At 75.1% G+C, this 19,796-nt stretch carries 19 protein-coding genes and 1 pseudogene; 6 read left to right on the plus strand and 14 right to left on the minus strand.

What is annotated here, in order from left to right:
- The 8 genes and pseudogenes from IR158_RS01910 to IR158_RS01945 all read right to left on the minus strand — a co-directional run.
- Window positions 1–415: pseudogene (locus IR158_RS01910) on the minus strand (NADH-quinone oxidoreductase subunit F); the annotation flags it as partial.
- Complete coding sequence (nuoE, locus tag IR158_RS01915; protein ID WP_291808754.1) at window positions 415–1,296, minus strand: NADH-quinone oxidoreductase subunit NuoE; 882 nt, start codon at window positions 1,294–1,296, stop codon at window positions 415–417. The pseudogene IR158_RS01910 and the gene nuoE, both read right to left, overlap by 1 nt.
- Entirely contained in the window at window positions 1,296–2,648 is a 1,353-nt protein-coding gene (locus tag IR158_RS01920) for an NADH-quinone oxidoreductase subunit D (protein WP_291808756.1), read from the minus strand. Before IR158_RS01920 ends, nuoE begins: the two co-directional genes overlap by 1 nt.
- The gene (locus tag IR158_RS01925; RefSeq protein ID WP_291808758.1) at window positions 2,648–3,580 is read right to left on the minus strand and encodes an NADH-quinone oxidoreductase subunit C; all 933 of its coding nucleotides are present in this window, start codon (window positions 3,578–3,580) and stop codon (window positions 2,648–2,650) included. The genes IR158_RS01920 and IR158_RS01925 overlap by 1 nt, the downstream gene beginning before the upstream one ends.
- Window positions 3,577–4,128, minus strand: coding sequence for an NADH-quinone oxidoreductase subunit B family protein (locus IR158_RS01930; protein WP_291808761.1), 552 nt, complete (start codon window positions 4,126–4,128; stop codon window positions 3,577–3,579). The genes IR158_RS01925 and IR158_RS01930 overlap by 4 nt, the downstream gene beginning before the upstream one ends.
- A 75-nt stretch (window positions 4,129–4,203) precedes the next feature.
- Window positions 4,204–4,566: an NADH-quinone oxidoreductase subunit A gene (locus IR158_RS01935; RefSeq protein ID WP_291808763.1), complete on the minus strand. Its 363-nt coding sequence runs from the start codon at window positions 4,564–4,566 to the stop codon at window positions 4,204–4,206.
- A 69-nt stretch (window positions 4,567–4,635) separates the two neighbouring features.
- Window positions 4,636–5,937 carry a geranylgeranyl reductase family protein gene (locus IR158_RS01940; RefSeq protein ID WP_291808764.1) on the minus strand — a complete coding sequence of 434 codons (1,302 nt, stop codon included), beginning with the start codon at window positions 5,935–5,937 and terminating at the stop codon, window positions 4,636–4,638.
- A gap of 247 nt (window positions 5,938–6,184) precedes the next feature.
- Complete coding sequence (locus tag IR158_RS01945) at window positions 6,185–6,877, minus strand: demethylmenaquinone methyltransferase (RefSeq protein ID WP_291808767.1); 693 nt, start codon at window positions 6,875–6,877, stop codon at window positions 6,185–6,187.
- Between the two features lie 114 nt (window positions 6,878–6,991).
- Between IR158_RS01945 and IR158_RS01950 the strand changes: the two genes are divergently transcribed.
- Entirely contained in the window at window positions 6,992–8,041 is a 1,050-nt protein-coding gene (locus IR158_RS01950) for an SAM-dependent methyltransferase (protein WP_291808770.1), read from the plus strand.
- Window positions 8,042–8,148: 107 nt separating this feature from the next.
- Complete coding sequence (locus tag IR158_RS01955) at window positions 8,149–9,474, plus strand: isochorismate synthase MenF (RefSeq protein WP_291808772.1); 1,326 nt, start codon at window positions 8,149–8,151, stop codon at window positions 9,472–9,474.
- 198 nt (window positions 9,475–9,672) lie between these two features.
- Here IR158_RS01955 and IR158_RS01960 read toward each other — a convergent pair whose 3' ends face one another.
- The 3 genes from IR158_RS01960 to IR158_RS01970 form a co-directional block, all read right to left on the minus strand.
- Window positions 9,673–11,211 carry a trypsin-like peptidase domain-containing protein gene (locus IR158_RS01960; RefSeq protein ID WP_291808774.1) on the minus strand — a complete coding sequence of 513 codons (1,539 nt, stop codon included), beginning with the start codon at window positions 11,209–11,211 and terminating at the stop codon, window positions 9,673–9,675.
- Window positions 11,212–11,317: 106 nt separating this feature from the next.
- Window positions 11,318–13,261: a 2-succinyl-5-enolpyruvyl-6-hydroxy-3-cyclohexene-1-carboxylic-acid synthase gene (menD, locus tag IR158_RS01965; protein WP_291808777.1), complete on the minus strand. Its 1,944-nt coding sequence runs from the start codon at window positions 13,259–13,261 to the stop codon at window positions 11,318–11,320.
- Window positions 13,258–14,214 (minus strand): o-succinylbenzoate synthase, encoded by a 957-nt coding sequence (locus tag IR158_RS01970; protein ID WP_291808780.1) that lies wholly within the window; start codon window positions 14,212–14,214, stop codon window positions 13,258–13,260. Before IR158_RS01970 ends, menD begins: the two co-directional genes overlap by 4 nt.
- A gap of 97 nt (window positions 14,215–14,311) precedes the next feature.
- On the opposite strand from IR158_RS01970, the gene IR158_RS01975 reads away from it, so the two are divergent.
- Window positions 14,312–15,295 (plus strand): 1,4-dihydroxy-2-naphthoyl-CoA synthase, encoded by a 984-nt coding sequence (locus IR158_RS01975; RefSeq protein WP_227576192.1) that lies wholly within the window; start codon window positions 14,312–14,314, stop codon window positions 15,293–15,295.
- A gap of 34 nt (window positions 15,296–15,329) precedes the next feature.
- Here the strand turns inward: IR158_RS01975 and IR158_RS01980 are convergent, their stop codons facing one another.
- Together IR158_RS01980 and IR158_RS01985 are read right to left on the minus strand one after the other, a co-directional pair.
- Window positions 15,330–15,521: a hypothetical protein gene (locus tag IR158_RS01980; protein ID WP_291808786.1), complete on the minus strand. Its 192-nt coding sequence runs from the start codon at window positions 15,519–15,521 to the stop codon at window positions 15,330–15,332.
- Window positions 15,522–15,679: 158 nt separating this feature from the next.
- Complete coding sequence (locus tag IR158_RS01985; RefSeq protein ID WP_291808789.1) at window positions 15,680–16,765, minus strand: DUF3048 domain-containing protein; 1,086 nt, start codon at window positions 16,763–16,765, stop codon at window positions 15,680–15,682.
- A gap of 253 nt (window positions 16,766–17,018) precedes the next feature.
- Here IR158_RS01985 and menE point away from each other — a divergent pair, with 253 nt between their 5' ends.
- Both menE and IR158_RS01995 read left to right on the plus strand, forming a co-directional pair.
- A complete protein-coding gene (menE, locus tag IR158_RS01990) occupies window positions 17,019–18,164 on the plus strand; it encodes an o-succinylbenzoate--CoA ligase (protein WP_291808792.1) in 1,146 nt (381 codons plus the stop codon).
- 47 nt (window positions 18,165–18,211) lie between these two features.
- Window positions 18,212–19,081 (plus strand): 1,4-dihydroxy-2-naphthoate polyprenyltransferase, encoded by an 870-nt coding sequence (locus IR158_RS01995; protein WP_291808795.1) that lies wholly within the window; start codon window positions 18,212–18,214, stop codon window positions 19,079–19,081.
- A gap of 29 nt (window positions 19,082–19,110) precedes the next feature.
- Here IR158_RS01995 and IR158_RS02000 read toward each other — a convergent pair whose 3' ends face one another.
- Window positions 19,111–19,392, minus strand: coding sequence for a DUF4229 domain-containing protein (locus IR158_RS02000; protein WP_291808797.1), 282 nt, complete (start codon window positions 19,390–19,392; stop codon window positions 19,111–19,113).
- Window positions 19,393–19,435: 43 nt separating this feature from the next.
- On the opposite strand from IR158_RS02000, the gene IR158_RS02005 reads away from it, so the two are divergent.
- Window positions 19,436–19,795: a PLDc N-terminal domain-containing protein gene (locus tag IR158_RS02005; protein ID WP_291808799.1), complete on the plus strand. Its 360-nt coding sequence runs from the start codon at window positions 19,436–19,438 to the stop codon at window positions 19,793–19,795.
- The last annotated feature ends 1 nt before the right edge of the window (window position 19,796 follow it).

The following is a 19,796-nucleotide window of genomic DNA, read 5'->3' on the forward strand; positions in this document are numbered from 1 at the left end:
CGGCCTCGAGCAGCCGGCGGTAGACGTGCACGACCTCGCCGCGCACGTAGATGAAAGCGTGGTGGCAGCCGATCGCGTAGGACGTGATGATCACGCCCTCGATGAGGTCCTGCGGGCTCGCCAGCATCAGCGGGATGTCCTTGCAGGTGCCCGGCTCGGACTCGTCGGCGTTGACCACGAGGTACCGCGGGCCACCGTCCGGCGCGGGCAGGAAGCCCCACTTCATGCCGGTCGGGAAGCCTGCGCCACCACGACCGCGCAGGCCGGAGTCCTTGACGGCCGTCACGACGTCGGCGGGCGCCATGGTCAGCGCGCGACGCAGACCGCGGTAGCCGCCGTCGGCCACGTACCGGTCGAGCTTCCACGACCGGTCCGCGTCCCAGTGCGCGGACAGCACGGGGGTCAGGGTCGTCATCACGACTCCTTCGCGTCGTCGGACTTCTGCTTGCGCTGCTCACCGGCGGGCGAGACGTCGGCAGGGGTGGTCTCCGGGCGGTCGGCGCTGGACTGCGCCTCGCCCACGTCCGGCTCGCCGTGGGTGGCGCCCGTCGCGGCGGTGCGCTCGTCCGCGTCGAACGACGGGGCCGTCCAGCCACGCTCCCGGGCCAGCACGGTGCCGCGCACGGTCGCCGGACCGGCGCCCACGCCCTCGTCGGCGCGTCCGTCGGGGAAGCCCGCCAGGACGCGGCTCATCTCCTTGAACGTGCAGACGGACGACGCCCCGCGGGTCGGCGCGACGGGCGCGCCCTCGACCAGCCGGTCGACCACCTCGACGGCCGAGGCCGGCGTCTGGTTGTCGAAGAACTCCCAGTTGACCATCACGACCGGCGCGTAGTCGCAGGCCGCGTTGCACTCGATGCGCTCGAGGGTGACCGCACCGTCGGCGGTCGTCTCGTCGTGACCGATCCCGAGGTGCTCGCTGAGCTCCTCCCAGATCGCGTCGCCGCCCATGACCGCGCACAGCGTGTTGGTGCACACCCCGACGGTGTACGTGCCGTTGGGGTGCCGCTTGTACTGCGTGTAGAAGGTCGCGACGGCGGAGACCTCGGCGGTCGAGATGCCCAGCGTCGTGGCGCAGAACGCGATCCCGCGCGGGCTCACGTAGCCGTCCTCCGACTGCACCAGGTGCAGCATCGGCAGCAGGGCGGAGCGTGCCTGCGGGTAGCGGGCGATGATCTCCTGCGCGTCGGCGGTCAGCCGCGCGCGCGTCTCCTCGTCGTACCCGACGGCGTGCCGCTCACCCGGGACACGGCCGTGCTCGTGGGGCGCTGCTGCGCCCGCGTGCTCGACGGACATCAGCGGTCCACCCCTCCCAGCACCGGGTCGATCGACGCGACGGCGACGACGACGTCGGCGACCTGCCCGCCCTCGCACATCATGGAGACGGCCTGCAGGTTGTTGAACGACGGGTCACGGAAGTGCGCCCGGTACGGCTTGGTGCCGCCGTCGGACACCAGGTGCACCCCCAGCTCGCCGCGCGGGTGCTCGACGGTCTGGAAGACCTGGCCCGCCGGCACGCGGAAGCCCTCGGTCACCAGCTTGAAGTGGTGGATCAGGGCCTCCATGGAGGTGCCCATGATCTCCTTGATGTGGTCGAGGGAGTTGCCCATGCCGTCGGTGCCGATGGCCAGCTGCGCCGGCCACGCGATCTTCTTGTCGGCGACCATCACCGGTCCCGGCTTCGCCAGCCGCTCGAGGCACTGCTCGACGATCCGCATCGACTGGTAGCACTCCTCGATCCGCACGATCAGGCGTGCCCACGAGTCCGCGGCGTCCTGCGTCGGGACGTCGAAGTCGTACGTCTCGTACCCGCAGTACGGGTCGGTCTTGCGCACGTCGTACGGCAGGCCCGTCGCGCGCAGCAGCGGCCCGGTGACGCCGAGGGACATGCAGGCCGCCAGGCTCAGCGCGCCGACGTCCTTCATGCGCGCCTGCAGGATCGGGTTCGCCAGCATGAGGTCCTCGAGCTGCTTGAAGTAGCCGCGGACCTTCGTCATCGCCTCGCGCACGGAGTCGATCGCGCCCGGGGGCACGTCCTGCGCGACACCGCCGGGGCGGATGTACACGTGGTTCATGCGCAGTCCCGAGATCATCTCGAAGACCTTGAGGATCTCCTCGCGGGCGGTGAAGCCCAGGATCATGATCGTCGTGGCACCCAGCTCGTTGCCGCCCGTGGCCAGGAAGACCAGGTGCGACGAGATGCGGTTGAGCTCCATCATCAGCACGCGGATGACCGACGCGCGCTCGGGCACGTCGTCCGTGATCCCGAGGAGCTTCTCGATCGCCAGGCAGTACGCCGCCTCCTGGAAGAGGGGCGCGACGTAGTCCATGCGGGTGCAGAAGGTCACGCCCTGGGTCCAGGTGCGGAACTCCATGTTCTTCTCGATGCCCGTGTGCAGGTAGCCGATGCCGGCACGTGCCTCGGTGACGGTCTCGCCGTCGATCTCGAGCATGAGCCGGAGCACGCCGTGGGTCGACGGGTGCTGGGGGCCCATGTTGACCACGATGCGCTCGTCGCCGAGGCGCGCGGCCTCCTCGGCGATGTCGGACCAGTCGCCGCCGGACGCCTCGAACGAGGGCACGCCCTCGGTGTCCTCGAGCGGGACGTGACGGGTCGCGTGGGGGGTCTGCGAGGTGGGGGCGGTCATCAGCTGTACGACCTCCGCTGGTCCGGGGGCGGGATGGTCGCGCCCTTGTACTCGACCGGGATCCCGCCGAGGGGGTAGTCCTTGCGCTGCGGGTGGCCCGGCCAGTCGTCGGGCATCTCGATGCGCGCCAGGCCGGGGTGGCCGTCGAACACGATCCCGAAGAAGTCCCAGGTCTCGCGCTCGTGCCAGTCGTTGGCGGGGTAGACCGCCACCGTGGACGGGATGTGCGGGTCGCCCTCGGGCGCCGCGACCTCGAGGCGCAGCCGGCGGCCGTGCGTCACGGACACCACGTGGTAGGCCGCGTGCAGCTCGCGTCCCGCGTCGTGCGGGAAGTGGACCCCCGACACCCCGAGCGAGAGCTCGAAGCGCAGGTCCGGGTCGTCCCGCAGCGCCTGCGCGACCTCGACGAGGTGCTCGCGGGCGATGTTCAGGGTCAGCTCGCCGCGGTCGACGACGACGGACTCCACGGCGTTCGCGAACCCGGTGCCGGACTCGTCGAGCACCTCGGTGAGGACGTCGACGACCTCGTCGAACCAGCCGCCGTACGGGCGCTGGCTGGGCCCGGGCATCGCGACGGTCCGGACCAGACCGCCGAACCCGGAGGTGTCACCCGTGTCGGCCACGCCGAACATGCCGGTGCGGACGTCGACGATGTCGAGCGGCGTGCGCGGGCTCGTCGGGTCGGGACCGGCCGGGACGTTCTGCGACCCGGCCTCGAGGGCCGCGGCGCTCGTGCGCTGCGTCCCGGCGGGCGCGGGCTCCCCCGGCTTGGCCGCGGCGGACGCGTCCGCCTTCTCGGCGGTCGGCTTCGTGCCCTCCGTCGGCCGGTCGGCGACGGGGGACGTGGCGTCCTCCGCGGGCGTGGCCTGCGCGACGGGCTTGGTGCCCTTCGTGGGGTCGGTGCCCTCGGAGGGCTTCGTCTCGTCGCTCATCGCAGCAGTCCCGTCATGTGCGACGTCGGCGTCGCGGCCATCGCGGCCTCCTGCGCCTTGCGCGCCGCCTCCTGGCGGTTCACGCCCAGCGGCTCGTCCTGGATCTGCTGGTGCAGCGCGAGGATCGCGTGCAGCAGCATCTCGGGCCGCGGCGGGCAGCCGGGCAGGTAGATGTCCACCGGCACGATGTGGTCGACGCCCTGGACGATCGCGTAGTTGTTGAACATGCCGCCGGACGACGCGCACACGCCCATCGACAGCACCCACTTCGGGCCGGCCATCTGGTCGTAGACCTGGCGGACGACGGGCGCCATCTTCTGGCTGACACGTCCCGCGACGATCATGAGGTCCGACTGGCGCGGCGACGCGCGGAAGACCTCCATGCCGAACCGGGAGATGTCGTACCGGCTGGTACCGGCGGCCATCATCTCGATCGCGCAGCACGCGAGCCCGAAGGTCACCGGCCACAGCGATGCCTTGCGGAAGTAGCCGACGAGGTCCTCGACCGTCGTCAGCAGGAAGCCCGAGGGCGCTTCCTCGATCCCCATGTCAGTCCCTCCTCGGTGTCGGTCGGCTGCACGTGCTGGCAGGTGCGGGACCCGGCAGTGCCGGGCCCTCGAGGGTCAGTCCCACTCCAGACCGCCGCGCTTCCACTCGTAGACGAACGGGACCGTGATGACCAGCAGGAACACCATCATCGCCACCAGGCCGAACGTCGCGAGCTCCGCGAAGCCCACGGCCCAGGGGTAGAGGAAGACGACCTCGATGTCGAAGATGATGAAGGTCATGGCGACCAGGTAGTACTTGATCGGGAACCGCCCGCCGCCGATCGCGTGGGGCGTGGGCTCGATCCCGCACTCGTAGGCCTCGAGCTTGGCGCGGTTGTACCGCTTGGGGCCGAGGATCGCGCTCGCGCCGACCCCACCCAGGGCGAGGACGGCCGCGATCCCGATCATCACCAGGAGCGGGACGTACGGGTTGCTCATCGAGCGGTCCTCCTCGTCGAAGACGTCCGGCCGGTGCGGCCCTGCGTCACGTGGGTCATGCTCGCCGCCTCACGCATCGGGCGCCAGCCGGGCGAGAGCGGCGATGACGCGGTCGACCAGGTCGCCGCCGCGGGGTTCGTAGCAGTCGGACAGGAGCTTGAGCACGAACTTCATGAGCAGCGGGCGCGGCAGCCCGTAGCGCGTGCACAGGTGCATCACCTGGGGGTGCTCGATGAGTCGCACGAACACCCGACCGAGCGTGTAGTACCCGCCGAGATCGTCCTTCATGCGCTGCTGGTACGTCGCCAGCGCCCGCTCCCGTCCAGCGGCCGAACCGCGCGCCAGACCCTGCGCGATCGCGTCCGCCGCGACCCTACCCGCCTGCAGGCCGTAGGCGATCCCCTCGCCGTTGAACGGGCTCACCATCCCGGCGGCGTCGCCGGCGAGCAGCAGCCCGTCGGCGTAGAGCGGGCCACGGTTGAAGCCCATCGGCAGCGCCGCGCCGCGCACGGGGGCGACCTGGTTCTCCGGGGTGAACTCCCACTCGCGCGGCGCGTTGGCCATCCAGCGGGCGAACAGGTCCTTGTAGTCCACCTTGGTGGCCGCCGCGGTCGAGCTCACCGAGCCCAGGCCGACGTTCGCCGTGCCGTCGCCGAGGGAGAAGATCCAGCCGTACCCGGGCATGAGGTTCGAGCGGCCCGGCGGGCCGTCCCACAGCTCGAGGTGCGACTCCATCCAGGGGTCGTCGTGCCGGGGCGTGCGGAAGTACGTGCGGACGGCCACGCCCATCGGCCGGTCGTCGCGCTTGGCGCGGCCGACGGCCGTCGCGAGCCGCGCCGAGACGCCGTCGGCGGCGATCACGACGGGCGCGCGGTACTCGACCTCGTCGCCCGCGTCGACCGTGCGCCGTCCGTCGGCCGCGACGGGCCGGGCCCGCACCCCGACGACGCGACCGGTGCGCTCGTCGCGCACGGGGGCCGTCACGGAGGTGCCCTCGACCAGCTTCGCCCCGCCGGCGCGCGCGTGCTCGGCGAGGACCTGGTCGAACGACGTGCGCGCCCGTGCCAGGCCGTACGACGGGTAGCTCGACAGCTCGGGCCACGGCAGCTCGAGGCGGTGACCGCCACCGATGACGCGCAGGCCGCGGTTGCGGATCCAGCCGTCCTGCTCGCGGATCGGCACGCCCATGCGCACGAGCTCGGCCACGGCGCGGGGCGTCAGGCCGTCCCCGCAGATCTTGTCGCGCGGGAAGGTCGCCTTCTCCAGCAGCAGGACGTCCAGCCCCGCGGCGGCGCAGTGGAACGCGGCGGAGGCACCGGCGGGACCGGCGCCGACGACGACGACGTCCGCGTCATCGTTCGTCCCGACCACCGTGCCACCCCACTTGTGACGTTGTTCACGTGCAACCCCGGCGAGTGTAACCAGCCCGTCCGGGCATGTCTGCGAAGGGTTGGCTTACCTCAGCGACAGCGCCGGACGTTGGTCCCGCGCCCGGCCCCCGAGCGGTGACGACGCACCGCCCGCGGTCCCCGCTCCCTGCACGGGACGCCAGCGTGACCCATCCTCCCCGGACCCGGCGCGACCCGGCGCGAGCGCCGCGCACCGCACACCTCGCGGGTCAGGGCCGGGTCGCGCGGTGCAGGGCGACGATGCCGCCCGACAGGTTGCGGAAGGCCACCTTGTCCCACCCCGCCGCCCGCACCAGCAGACCCAGCTCGCGCTGGTCCGGCCAGCTGCGGATCGACTCCGCGAGGTACACGTAGGCGTCCGGCTCCTTGGAGACGGCCCGCGCGACGGGCGGCAGGGCCCGCATGAGGTAGTTGGTGTAGACCGTGCGGAACGGCGCGAACGTGGGCCGGGAGAACTCGCACACCACGAGGCGCCCGCCGGGCCGGGTGACGCGCAGCAGCTCGCGCAGCGCGGCGTCGACGTCGGACACGTTGCGCAGGCCGAACGACATGGTCACCGCGTCGAAGGACTCGTCGGCGAACGGCAGGTGCAGCGCGTCACCCGCCACGAACGGCAGGTCGGGGCGACGGCGACGACCGACGCGCAGCATGCCCGTCGACAGGTCGCACGGCACCACGTGCACGCCCGCGTCCGCGAGGGGCTCGCTCGACGTCCCGGTGCCCGCGGCGAGATCCAGCACCGTCTCGCCGCGCTGGGCGCCGAGCGCCGCGAGCGTGGCCCTGCGCCAGGCGCGGTCCTGCCCCAGGGAGATGACGTCGTTCGTCACGTCGTACCGGTGCGCGACCGCGTCGAACATGGCGGCGACGTCGCGGGGGTCCTTGTCGAGGGCGGCGCGAGGCATGCGCCCATGGTCGCAGGTCCGGGCGGTCGGGCGCGCACCGTGCTCGGGTAGCGTGCGGCGTGGGCGCGCCGCCGGGTCGCGCCGCCGATCCGACCCCCGGGGGCGTCACCACCCATGCCGCAGTACGCGATCCTCGTCCAGCCCTCGGCGAACCGGGTGTACACGCAGAACGCCGCACGCCTGCTGAGCAACGAGCTGCTCGCGCTCGACGACCTGCTGCTGGGCGGCCGCGTCGCCGCCGGGGGCGGTCCCGTCGAGCGCAGGCTGGGCGGCGTCCCGTACCTCGTGCTCGACGCGCCCGACCTCACGGCGGACGACCTGCGCGTGCTGGCCAACCTGTCGTCGCTGTTCGCGCTGTTCGAGCTGCGGGACGACGGGTCGCTCGTGCCGCTCGACGCGCCGCGTCTCGACCGGTACGACGACGACCTGCTGACGATCCTCAAGTACATCGGCAAGACCAACGAGCAGCTCACCCGTCTGCTGCTCAACCTCACGGCGGCGGCAGCGCTCCCGGTCGAGGGGTTCCTCGGCTCGCGCGTCCGCGTGCTCGACCCGATGTGCGGGCGCGGGACGACCCTCAACCAGGCCCTGATGTACGGCTGGGACGCGTACGGCGTGGACGTCGACCGGCGCGACGTCGAGGCGTACACCGCGTTCGCGGCGCGGTGGCTGCAGGACAAGCGCCTCAAGCACCGGTCGAGCTCGAGCCGCGTGCGGGTCGCCGGCCGCAACCTGGGCCGCCGCACGACCTTCGAGCTGGCCGCCACCAAGGACGAGTTCCGCGCGGGGGACGTGCAGACGCTCGAGATCACGCAGGGTGACACGCTCGACACGGCCCGGATGTACCGCGCCGGCTTCTTCGACGTCGTCGTCGCGGACGCCCCGTACGGCATCCAGCACGGGTCGGTGACCGGGCCGCGCACGCCGTCGCGCTCCCCGCGGGACCTGCTCGCCGACGCGATCCCCGTGTGGACCACCGTGCTGCGCCGCGGCGGCGCGATGGGCCTGTCGTGGAACACCAAGGTGCTCCCGCGCGAGGACCTGGTCGCGATGCTCCGTGACGCCGGGCTCGAGCCGCTCGACGGCCCGGCGTTCCTCGGCCTGGCGCACCGCGTGGACCAGGCCATCGAGCGCGACGTCGTGGTGGCCCGCAAGCCGCGCTGACCGCCGCGGCCACCCCTGGACCGCCCCCGCGGGGCGCCGGCGCTGAGACGAGCGTCGCACTGCTCCGCACCCGGTCAGCGCCCCGCGAGGGCCTACCCTGGACGACGATGAGCACGTCGCCCGAGACCCCCGTCACCGGCGGCGTCCCCCGCCCCCTGCTGGTGCGCACGGTCGAGTGCGACCTCCCCACGGGTGACGCCCCGGACGCCGCCGACCTGCTCGACCTGCTCGGTCCCGACGCCCCCCTCGCGTGGGTGCGTCGCGGCGACGGGCTCGTGGCGTGGGGCGAGGCCGTCCGCGTCGAGGTGCAGGGCGCCGACAGGTTCGCGGCCGCCGAGCGCGCGTGGCGGCAGGTCCTCGAGCACGCGATCGTCCGCGACGAGGTCCGGCTACCGGGCACCGGACCGGTCGCCTTCGGTTCGTTCGCGTTCGACGACGACTCCCCCGCTGGAGGCGTCGTCGTCGTGCCGCGCGTCGTCGTGGGCCGCCGCGACGGGCGGACGTGGCTGACGACCCTGAGCACCGCCGGCGAGCTCGGTCCGGCACCGCGGCTGGGCGACGTCGTGCCCCACCGCCACGCACCGACCTCGCCGGGCGACGTCACCTACACCGACGGCGCGGTCGACGCCGACGCCTGGCTCGACGTGGTCGCGCACGGGATCGCCGCGATCCGCGCGGGCGAGGTGGACAAGGTGGTGCTCGCGCGCGAGGTCCACGCACTCACCGAGCACCCGCTCGACGTGCGGTGGGCCCTGCAGCGGCTCGCCGACCGGTACCGCTCGTGCTGGACCTTCAGCGTCGACGGGATGATCGGCGCGACGCCCGAGCTGCTCGTGCGCTCGGAGCGCGGGCTCGTCACGTCCCGGGTGCTGGCGGGCACGATCCGTCGCACGGGTGACGACGACGCCGACATGGGCCGCGCCGCGATCCTCGCGCACTCGTCGAAGGACCTCGAGGAGCACGAGTACGCCGTGACGTCGGTCGCGCGGGCGCTCGCGCCGTTCTGCTCGTCGTCGAACGTCCCCGACGTGCCGTTCGTCCTGCCGCTGCCGAACGTGCTGCACCTCGCGTCCGACGTCACCGGCGTCCTGACGGCGCCGCAGGGGGACGACGCGCACCCGTCCTCGCTCGCGCTCGCCGCGGCCCTGCACCCGACCGCCGCGGTGTGCGGCACCCCCACTCAGGCCGCGCGCGCGCTGATCACGCGCATCGAGGGCATGGACCGCGGCCGGTACGCGGGCCCGGTCGGCTGGTTCGGTGCCGACGGCGACGGCGAGTGGGGCATCGCGCTGCGCTCCGCCGAGGTGGACCGCGAGGACCCGCGGCGCCTGCGGCTGTTCGCCGGCTGCGGCGTCGTCGCCGCATCCGACCCGGCGGCGGAGCTCGCCGAGTCGCGCGCGAAGCTCGACCCCATGCGTCACGCGCTGTCCTGACCTCGCCGCGCCGGGCGCGCGAGGGCGGGACGTGCGGCGGGACGCACGAGGGCCCGCCGCGAGAGGGGGACCCACGGCGGGCCCGTGCGCGCACGACGGCGCGGCGCCGGGACCGCGGACGTGACGCGGTCGGCGCTGCGCACCGTGGCGCGGCGCCCGGGCGCGGCCCGCGTCACCGGGGGCCGCGCCCGAGTCCGATCAGCCCTGGCCCTGCTGCTGCTGCAGCCACTCCCAGAGCTCGTCGGGCGTCATGCCGCCGGGCAGACCGCCGCCGTCCTGACCCTGGCCCTGGCCCTCGCCCTGGCCGCCCTGGTCCGGCTGGGGGGCCGCGCCGAAGTCGTCCGGCCGCGTGGCGAGCGTGACGTCCAGCTCGATCGCCTTGCCGTCCCGCACGACCGTCAGCGTGGCCTCGTCACCCGAGGACATCGCACGGACGAACGCGGTGAGCGACTCGGCGCCGCCCACGGGCTCGTCCCCGATCGCGACGATGACGTCGCCGACCTGGACCCCCGCCTCCCCGGCGGGCGAGCCCTCGGTGACGCTCTCGACGACGGCGCCCCGACGCGTGATGCCGTCGGCGGTGGCCGTGCCGTCGGACAGCGTGACGCCCAGGAAGGCGTGCTCGGCCTGCCCGTTGTCGATGAGCTGCGACGCGATGTTCTTCGCGAGGTTCACGGGGATCGCGAAGCCCAGCCCGATCGATCCCGACTGCTGGCTCAGCGTCGCGATCGACGACGTGATGCCGATGACCCGGCCCGTGGCGTCGAACAGCGGACCCCCGGAGTTGCCGGGGTTGACCGCGGCGTCCACCTGGATGGCGTTCGTCACCGCACCGTCGGCACCGTCCACGCCCTGCGTGGAGACAGGACGGTCGACGGCCGAGACGATGCCTGTGGTCACCGTGTTCGCCAGACCGAGGGGGTTGCCCACGGCCATCACCGGGTCGCCCACCTTCACGTCGTCGGAGTTGCCGAGCGCGGCCGCCTGCAGGTCGTCAGGGGCGTCGAGGATCCGCACGACCGCGAGGTCCGTGGCCGCGTCCGTGCCGACCACCTCGGCCTCGAAGATGCGGCCGTCGGTGAGCGTCACGCGGACGTTGCCCTGCGCACCGGAGACCACGTGGTCGTTGGTCAGCACGTACCCGGAGTCGTCGATGACGAAGCCGGAGCCCTGCCCGCCGCCGGACTGCGTCTGCACGTCGATCGCGACGACGGAGCCCTGCACGGCCGCGGCGACGCGCTGCCAGTCCGGGTCCTCCACGCTCGATCCCGTGACGGGCGCCTGGTCGCTGTCGGAGCGGCCGAGGTCCGCGATCGACGACGAGCGGTCGGACGCGCCGGGCCGGTCCAGGTAGTCGAGGGTCGCCACCGACCCGCCACCGACGAGCAGCCCGACGACTGCGGCGGACGCGATCCACGCCCAGGTCCGCGAGCTCTTGCGACGCTGCGGGTCCGCCGGCGCCGCCCACGGGTCGGACGGCGGGGTCGCGCCCGGGGGCACCTGGCCCGGAGCGGCGCTGGTGGCGCCGAACGCGGCACCCGGAGCGTGCTCGGCGCCGCCGGCCGGGTTGCCGGTGCCGCGCTGGGCCGACTCGTAGCGCGCCCACTGCTGCGCGGGGGTCAGGCGCGGCTCGGCGGCGGGCGCGGTGGCGCCGGTCGCGGGCAGCGGCTGGGTGGCGCGGACGTCCGGTCCGGTGGTTCCGGCGGCGGGCCGCGGCTCGGGGGTGGAAGTGGTCATGGGTGCCTCCTTGTCGGCTCCCATCACACCGCGTCGCCCTGGGATCGGCCTCTCAGGGGGCTGGGAGTTTCCTGTGAAAAACCCGGGTGGGTCGTCCGCGCCGGGCTCAGGACAGCGGTGACAGTGCCTTGTCGACGGCCGCCGCGACCTCGGTGGCCAGGCGTTCTCCCAGCGAGCGCCGGTGCGCGCGGTCCACCCGCACCTCGACCACGCTCGTCCCCGTCCCGGGCGCCGCGAGCGCGGGCAGCAGGCCGTCGGTGTCGACGACCCGCGTGTGCCGCACGCCGTACGCGGCGCACAGCGCGGCGACGTCGACCCCGTGCGGCGTCGCGAACACGCGCTCGAACACGTCGGCACGTCCCGGGTCGCCGTGCTCCAGCGTCGCGAACACCGAGCCGCCGTCGTCGTTCGAGACGACGAGCTGCAGGTCGACCGACGGCTCCGCCGGGCCCCGTAGCAGCCCGCCCACGTCGTGCAGGAACGTCAGGTCACCGAGGTAGGCCCGCACGCGCCGGTGCGGCAGCCCGAGCGCCACACCCGTGGCGGTGGCGATCGTGCCGTCGATGCCGGCCAGGCCGCGGTTGGCGAGCACGAGCGGCGCCAGGTCCCAGCGAGCGACGAGGTCGAGGTCCCGCACGGGGTTGGACGAGCCGACGACGAGCACGTCGTCGGGCGCACTCGCACGCGCCACCGCACGCGCCAGCGCCCACCCGCTGACGCGGGGACCGCTGCGCGACCGGCGCGCGTCCTCGGGGGTGTCGAGGATGCCGGCGAGCACGTCCTGCGCGGCGGCGTCGGCGGTGCGCCACGCGTCGAGCCATCCCGCCGGGGCACCCACCCGGCCCTGCCGCATGCGCCACGGGACCTCGAGCAGCACCTGGGAGGCGTTGCGCGCGGCGTCGGGCCAGTCCGTGCCGCGGGGCGCGACGACCAGCACGTCGACGTCGGGACGCGCGAGCAGCGCCTGGACGGGGCGGCTCAGGGTCGGGCGGCCGAGCACGACGACACGCCCCACCCGCCCGCCGAGCCGCTCGTCGGCGAGCAGGAGCCGGTAGGCGCCGACCGCGTTCGGGCCCTGCCGGGCGCCGGACGACGGCTCGGCCAGCAGCGGCCACCCGTTCGCCTCGGCCAGGCGAGCCGCCCCGGGCCCCGCGCCGTCGCCCGCCACCACGACCGTGGGGACCGCGCCGCGCGCCCGCCGCGACGGCCGCGCGCGCTCCCCCGCCTCGTCGACCGGCTCGACGACGACCGGGACGGCCCCCGTCGACGCGGCCCACTGCTCCGTGGGCTGGGCGCGACCGGCGACGTGCGACAGGCCGGCGTCGGAGGCGGCGGGCCACGGCTCGTCGCCCGGGACGAGCGGCTCGCGGAACGCGAGGTTAAGGTGCACCGGCCCCGGGTCACCCGTGCGGGCCCCGGTCGCGGCGGCCAGGGCCCGCGACACCGCACGCCGCAGGTCCCGGTCCTCGCCCGGCAGGCCGCTCGGTGCGGGGACGTCCACGGCGAGCCGCACCGAGGACCCGAACAGCTGCGCCTGCTCGGTCGTCTGGTTGGCCCCGGTCCCGCGCAGCTCGTGCGGCCGGTCGGCCGTGAGCAGCACGAGGGGCAGTCCCGCGTGACGGGCCTCGAGGACGGCCGGGTGCAGGTTCGCCACGGCCGTGCCGGACGTCGTGACGACCGCGACGGGGCGCGCGGCACCCGGTCCGCGCTCGCCCGCGTGCACGGACGCCTTAGCCAGGCCGAGCGCGAGGAACCCCGCGTCCCGCTCGTCGACGCGCACGTGCAGCCGGATCGCGGGCGCGCCCGCGGGGCGCTCGTCGTCGGGGCGGGCCGCGTCGGCGAAGGCGTACGCGAGGGGCGCGCTGCGCGACCCGGGCGCGAGCACGACGTCCCGCACACCGAGCGCCGCGAGCGCCTGCACCAGGACCCGGGCCGCCGCGACGGCGGGCGACGGCGGGCGCCCGCCGTCGCCCGGCACGACCGTCGCGTCCCGCCGCCGTCGGCGGCGGGCGGGCTGGTCCTCGGGCGGGGGCGTCACGCCCGCCATCATGCCCGAGCCCGCACGGCCGTGAGCCTGCCGGCCCAGCGGGCCACGAGCGCGGGCGGTGCCGCCGCCGCGTCCACCAGCGCCAGGGACGGCACGGGCCGCCGGACCTCGATCGCGCCGTCGTGCGGCAGCAGCGGGTCGCTCACGAGGTCGTCGGCGAGCAGCGCCGCGGTGGCCAGACCGCACGCGTACGGCAGCTCCGGCAGGGCGCCGGCGAGCGCGAGCCCGGCGGCCAGCCCGACCGACGTCTCGAGCGCCGACGACACGACCACGGGCAGACCCGCCTGCTCGGCCAGCCGCAGGCAGGCGCGCACGCCGCCGAGCGGCTGCACCTTCAGGACGATCACGTCGGCCGCGTGCCGCCGGACCACCGCGAGCGGGTCGTCCGTGCGGCGCACCGCCTCGTCCGCCGCGAGCGGCACGTGCGTCCGGCGCCGCAGGGCGGCCAGGTCGTCGACCCCGGGCACGGGCTGCTCGGCGTACTCCAGGCCACCGGCGGCGCGGTCGAGGGCCGCCAGGCGTGTCACGGCCGTGTCGACGTCCCAGGCCGCGTTGGCGTCGACACGGATCGCGCCGTCCGGGCCCAACGCGTCACGCACGGCCTCGAGCCGGGCCTCGTCGGCACCGGCGGGCTGCCCGGGCTCGGCCACCTTGACCTTCGCGGTGCGGCACCCCCCGGAGCCGGTGACGATGCGGTGCGCGTGCGCGGGGTCGACCGCGGGGACCGTCACGTTCACGGGGACGTGCGTGCGCACGGGCGCCGGCCAGCCGTCGTCGGCCGCCTCGCGCGCCGCGCGCCACCAGCGCACGGCCGCGGCGTCGTCGTAGTCCCAGAAGGGGCTGAACTCGCCCCACCCCGCGTCACCGCGCACGAGCACGCCGTCGCGTCGGGTCAGGCCGCGGAACCGGGTGCGCAACGGCACGTCCCACACGACGACGTCCGGCTCCGCACCCACGACCCCAGGTTAAGCCGCACGCGCACCTCCACCGACCGGCGGTGCAGCCGCGAGCGAGGTGGCGGGGCGGCCCCGGGTGCGTCGTTAGGGTGGTGGCGTGAGTGAGAACGGCAGCCCCGCCCCCCTGCCCGCGCGCGTCTCGGAGACGTTCGACCCGACACGGTGGCGCGAGGTCGCGGGGTTCGAGCACCTCACCGACATCACCTACCACCGCGGACGCGCGCGCCCCACGGCCGAGCAGGCGGCGGCCGGTGCCACCGAGCGTGACCTGCCGGTGGTCCGGGTGGCGTTCGACCGCCCCGAGGTGCGCAACGCGTTCCGCCCGCACACCGTCGACGAGCTGTACGCGGTCCTGGACCACGCCCGGACGACGTCCGACGTCGGCACGGTGCTGCTGACCGGCAACGGCCCGTCGCCCAAGGACGGCGGCTGGGCGTTCTGCTCCGGCGGGGACCAGCGCATCCGCGGTCGCGACGGCTACCGGTACGCCGACGGCGAGACGGCCGCGGCCGTCGACCCGGCACGCGCGGGCCGCCTGCACATCCTCGAGGTGCAGCGCCTGATCCGGACGATGCCGAAGGTCGTCGTGGCGCTCGTCAACGGGTGGGCCGCCGGCGGCGGGCACTCCCTGCACGTCGTGGCCGACCTGACGATCGCGAGCCGCGAGCACGCGCGCTTCATGCAGACCGACGCGAACGTCGGGTCCTTCGACGGCGGCTACGGGTCGGCCCTGCTCGCGCGGCAGGTGGGGCAGAAGCGCGCGCGGGAGATCTTCTTCCTGGCGCGGGAGTACTCGGCGGACGACGCCCTCGCGTGGGGGGCCGTGAACGACGTCGTCGCGCACGCGGACCTCGAGGACGCGGGCCTGGAGTACGCGCGCATCCTGGCGACGAAGTCGCCGCAGGCCGTGCGGATGCTGAAGTTCGCGTTCAACCTGGCCGACGACGGGCTGGCCGGTCAGCAGGTCTTCGCCGGTGAGGCGACCCGCCTGGCGTACATGACGGACGAGGCCGTCGAGGGACGCGACGCGTTCCTGCAGCGACGCGACCCCGACTGGTCGGGGTTCCCGTACGCCTACTGACGCGGTGCCCGTCGGGCGTCGTCCCGACGTGCCGTCAGGACGTCCCCACCCAGGACGACAGGTCGACGAGGGTCGCGACCATCGCGCCGCCGCCGACCAGCAGCGCCACCAGGACGACGCCGGCGACCACGACGGCCACGGCGGAGCGCACCGAGTGGTCCTCGGGCTCGTGGCGACGCGACGACGCCGGGCGGACGGTGACGGGGAGCGGGGTGTGTGCGGCCATGCCCTCAGCGTCGCCGGTGCCGGGGCGCGGACGCGTCGGCCCGCAGGACGGTCCGTGACGGCCGGACCCACCCCCCTGGGTCGCGCCGCCTCCACCGTGAGGAGGACGGCACGGCCGACGTTGTCCTCCCCAGGTATCGCGGCGAGGCCGCGGGGCCGTCAGGAGATCGTCAGCGAGCCCTTCCCGGCGGGGACCAGCTCGACCCACGTGTTGCCCGGCGCGAGGCTCGCCTCGGAGCCGTCGGGCAGGAGCAGCCGCATCGGCTGGTCCTGGGCGTCCTTCTGCCACCGCGCGGCGACGGTCTTGCCGCCCGTCGCGACGACCGCGTCCCCGGAGCCGACGAGCTCGTAGGTGGGGACGGGTGCACCGCCCTGCGCGCCGTACCCCGTGTTCGGGTGCGGTGCGGTGATCGCGACGACGTTGACGGCCGACAGCCGGGCACCGTTCGCCGCCGTCGCGGGCGTCGAGCCCTCGGACCGCAGCCACGTGCCCGTGCCGGCGTCCCAGGTCCACGTCGGCTGCGACTGGCCCGAGAGCCGGAACGCGAGCGTCCCTGCCGGCGTCCCCGCGGTCACCGCCGCCGCGCGGTCGGCGCTGCGCGCGAACCCGAACTGCTCGGCGGGTGCGGTGCGCCCGGGCTCGGCGATGCCCCACCACGTGGCGAGCGACCCGTACACGTTGTGCGGGGCCTTGCGCGTGCGCACGCGCTCCAGCCCCGGCGCGCCGGCGTCGTGCGAGATCTGCTGCACGCCCGACGCAGCCACCAGCTCGACGATCCCCGGCTGCCCGCCCGAGAACGCGAGCATGCCGCCCAGCGGCGCCATGATCTGCGGGTCCATGGGGCGCACCGACCGGATCGGCCCGACCTGCTCGGGGGCCTGGGAGTGGAAGACGGCGACGAGGCGCGAGACCTCGAACTCGATGATGGTCTCCCAGACCACGTCGGCCTGGTCGAGACCCGACTGCGGGCGCGCGGCGGACGTGTTCTCGATCTTCACGCCGATCGCCGGGCGCGGGTCGGGCGCGCCCTCCACACCGGTGAGCGGCCACGTCGCCGGCACCTCGGGCGCGGGGACGGCCTGCTTGTCGGCGGCGACGTCCGCGCGCGCGGTGACCGTGGGTGCCGGCGTCGCCGCCGGAGACCCGCACGCGGCGAGCGCGAGGAGCGCGCCGGTGGCCACCAGGGCACCCGCGCGGCCCCGCCACGCGTGCGCCGGACCCGTGCGCACCGGACCCCTGCGCATCGAACCCCTGCGTGCCACCGTCGCTGCCATCATCGCTCCCGTCCCCCGCCGCCGCGGCGATCTGCCACCGCTCGACCCGGCGTCGCGCCCTGGCGGAACCGCCCCGGTCCGCCGGATCGCGCCACACTCTACGACGCTCGTCCCGCCCGCCGAGAACCGCAGCGGCGTTCCGTACCGGCTCTCGCGACCCCCACGGCACACGTTCCCGGACGCGGCGGCGCGGACGGCGGGACGGACGACCTACGCTGTGCAGGTGGACCGGCCGCTGCGCGACGTGCCCGCTCGGGCGCGCGAGCTCGTCCCCGCACTGACCGCGGCGCTGGACGGCACGGGCCCGGCGGTGCGGGCTCTCGACGACCCCTCGCCCGGCGCCGCGGGGCACGTGCCCGCGGAGGTCGCGCTGGTCGTGCGCACCTCCGGATCGACCGGCCGCCCCCGCGACGTCATGCTGTCCGCCGCGGCGCTGCGTGCGTCCGGCGACGCCACGGCCGCCCGCTTGGGTGGTCCCGGGTCCTGGTTGCTCGCGCTGCCCGTGCACCACGTGGCCGGGCTCCAGGTGATCCTGCGCGCGCTGCTCGCGGACCGGCCCCTCGCGACGATCCCCGCCGGCCCGTTCCGGGCGCGCGTGTTCACCCAGGCGGTGCGCGCCGCGACCGACGGGCCGGGGCCGCACTACACGTCGCTCGTCCCCACGCAGCTCGTCCGCGTGCTCGACGACCCGGACGCCACGGCCGCGACCCGCGCGTTCGACGCCGTCCTCGTCGGCGGGGCCGCGTGCCCGCCCTCGCTGCTCGCGCGGGCGCGGGACGCCGGGCTGCGCGTCGTCACGACCTACGGGATGACCGAGACGTGCGGCGGCTGCGTGTACGACGGGCACCCTCTGGACGGTGTGACGGTCACGGTGGACGCCGAGCAGCGGATCGCGCTCGCGGGACCGGTCCTCGCGACGGGCTACCTGCACCGACCCGACCTCGACGCCACCACGTTCACGAGCCGCGCCGGGCGCCGCTGGTTGCGGACCGCCGACCGCGGCCGGCTCGACGGCGGCGTGCTGCACGTGCTCGGACGCCTGGACGACGTGCTCGTCACCGGCGGCGTCAAGGTGGACCCGCTCGCCGTCGAGGTCGTCGTCAGCGGGCTGCCCGGCGTGCGCGAGGTCTGCGTGGTCGGCGTGCCCGACCAGCACTGGGGCCAGTCGGTCGTCGCCGTCGTCGTGACGCAGGACGGCACGGCGCCGCCGCTGACGCAGGTCCGCACGACCGTGGCCGCCGCGCTCGGGCCCGCCAGCGCACCGCGCCAGGTCCTGGTGGTCGACGAGCTGCCGCTGCGTGGCCCCGGCAAGCCGGACCGCCGGGAGGTCGCACGGATCGCGACGCGCCTGATGACCCCGTCCACCTGACCCACCCGCCGGGCCCCCGCTCGACGCCCTCACACGACAGGAGCACGATGGCCACCGCCTCCGAATGGCTCGCCGGTGCACGCCCCCGCACGCTGCCCGCCGCAGTGGCGCCCGTCCTGGTCGGGACCGGCGCCGCCGCGCAGGTCGACGCGGCCCACGGCGGGCGCGCGCTGCTCGCCGCCGGCGTGGCGCTCGCGCTGCAGGTCGCGGTGAACTACGCCAACGACTACTCCGACGGGGTCCGCGGCACCGACCTGAACCGCGTCGGGCCGCTGCGCCTGACGGCGTCCGGCACCGCCCCGCCGGGCCAGGTGCGCACCGCCGCGCTCCTGGCGATCGCGGTGGCCGGCGTGCTCGGCATGTGGCTCATCGTCCTGACGAGCGCCTGGTGGCTGGCCGCGGTCGGCGCGCTGTGCGTGGTCGCCGCGTGGACCTACACGGGCGGCAAGCGGCCGTACGGGTACCTGGGGCTCGGCGAGGTCGGGGTGTTCCTCTTCTTCGGCCTGGTCGCCGTCCTGGGGACGACGTACACGCAGGCAGGGCGCGTCACGTGGCCCGCCGTGCTCGGCGCCGTCGCGATCGGGCTGCTGGCCTGCGCGCTGCTCATGGTCAACAACCTGCGTGACGTGCCGACCGACGTGCTCGCCGGCAAGCGCACGCTCGCGGTGCGGATCGGTGACCGACGCGCGCGGCGGCTGTACGCCGTGATGGTCGTGCTGCCCGTCCTGCTGGGCGCGGCGTGCGCCGTCGTGGCCCCGTGGTCGCTGCTCGTGCTGCTGCTGCTCGGGCCCGCCGCGCTGCTGGCCGGCGGCGTGCTCGCGGGTGCCCGTGGCATCGCACTCGTCCCCGTGCTCGGCGGCACGGGGCTGCTCGAGCTCGCGTTCGGCATGCTGCTCGGCCTGGGGCTGTCGCTCTGACGCCGTCCGGCGACCGGTCCTGACGTCGCTCAGCGGTCCTCTGCCGAGCCGCCCGTCGCCGCGTCCTCGGCCTCGGCGTCCTCGCGGGCGCGGCCTGCGAGGCCGCCGCGCGCGCGGCGCTGCTCGCCGCGCTGCGCGAGGTGCAGCGCGGCGGCGTCACGCTGCCGGGGCAGCAGGACGTAGGACAGGCCCCAGGCGATCACGGCGGCGAGGACGGGCGCGAGCCACGACTGCATCCCGGCCCACCAGAGCAGGCCGGTGGCGGCGAGGAACAGGGCGGCGCGGAGCAGCGAGTAGATGACGACGGGCACGCTCCCCAGCGTAGGCGCCCGCCGTCACGTCTAGGGTGGACAGGTGCTCAGGTACCTGCCGCTCGTGCTCTTCGTCGCCTTCGTCGTCTACTGCGTCTTCGACGTGGTGGGCAGCGACGAGCGCAGGCGGCGCGGGCTGCCCGTACCGCTGTGGCTGCTGCTCGTCGTGCTGGTCCCGGTCGTCGGCGGCGTCGTGTGGCTCCTGGTGAGCCGCGGGACCCCGCACCAGGGCACCGCGGCTCGCGGCGGCGGCCCCGTCGCCCCGGACGACGACCCGGAGTTCCTGTTCCGGCTCGACCAGGAGCGCCGCCGGCGCGAGCGTCAGGACGGCGCGCAGGGGCAGGGACCGCGCGACGAGGGGACGGACGGCACCGGCTCCGCGGACGGCACGCCGGCCGCCTGAG

Origin of the sequence: Cellulomonas sp. (assembly GCF_015234515.1) — a bacterium.
Taxonomy (GTDB): domain Bacteria; phylum Actinomycetota; class Actinomycetes; order Actinomycetales; family Cellulomonadaceae; genus Cellulomonas.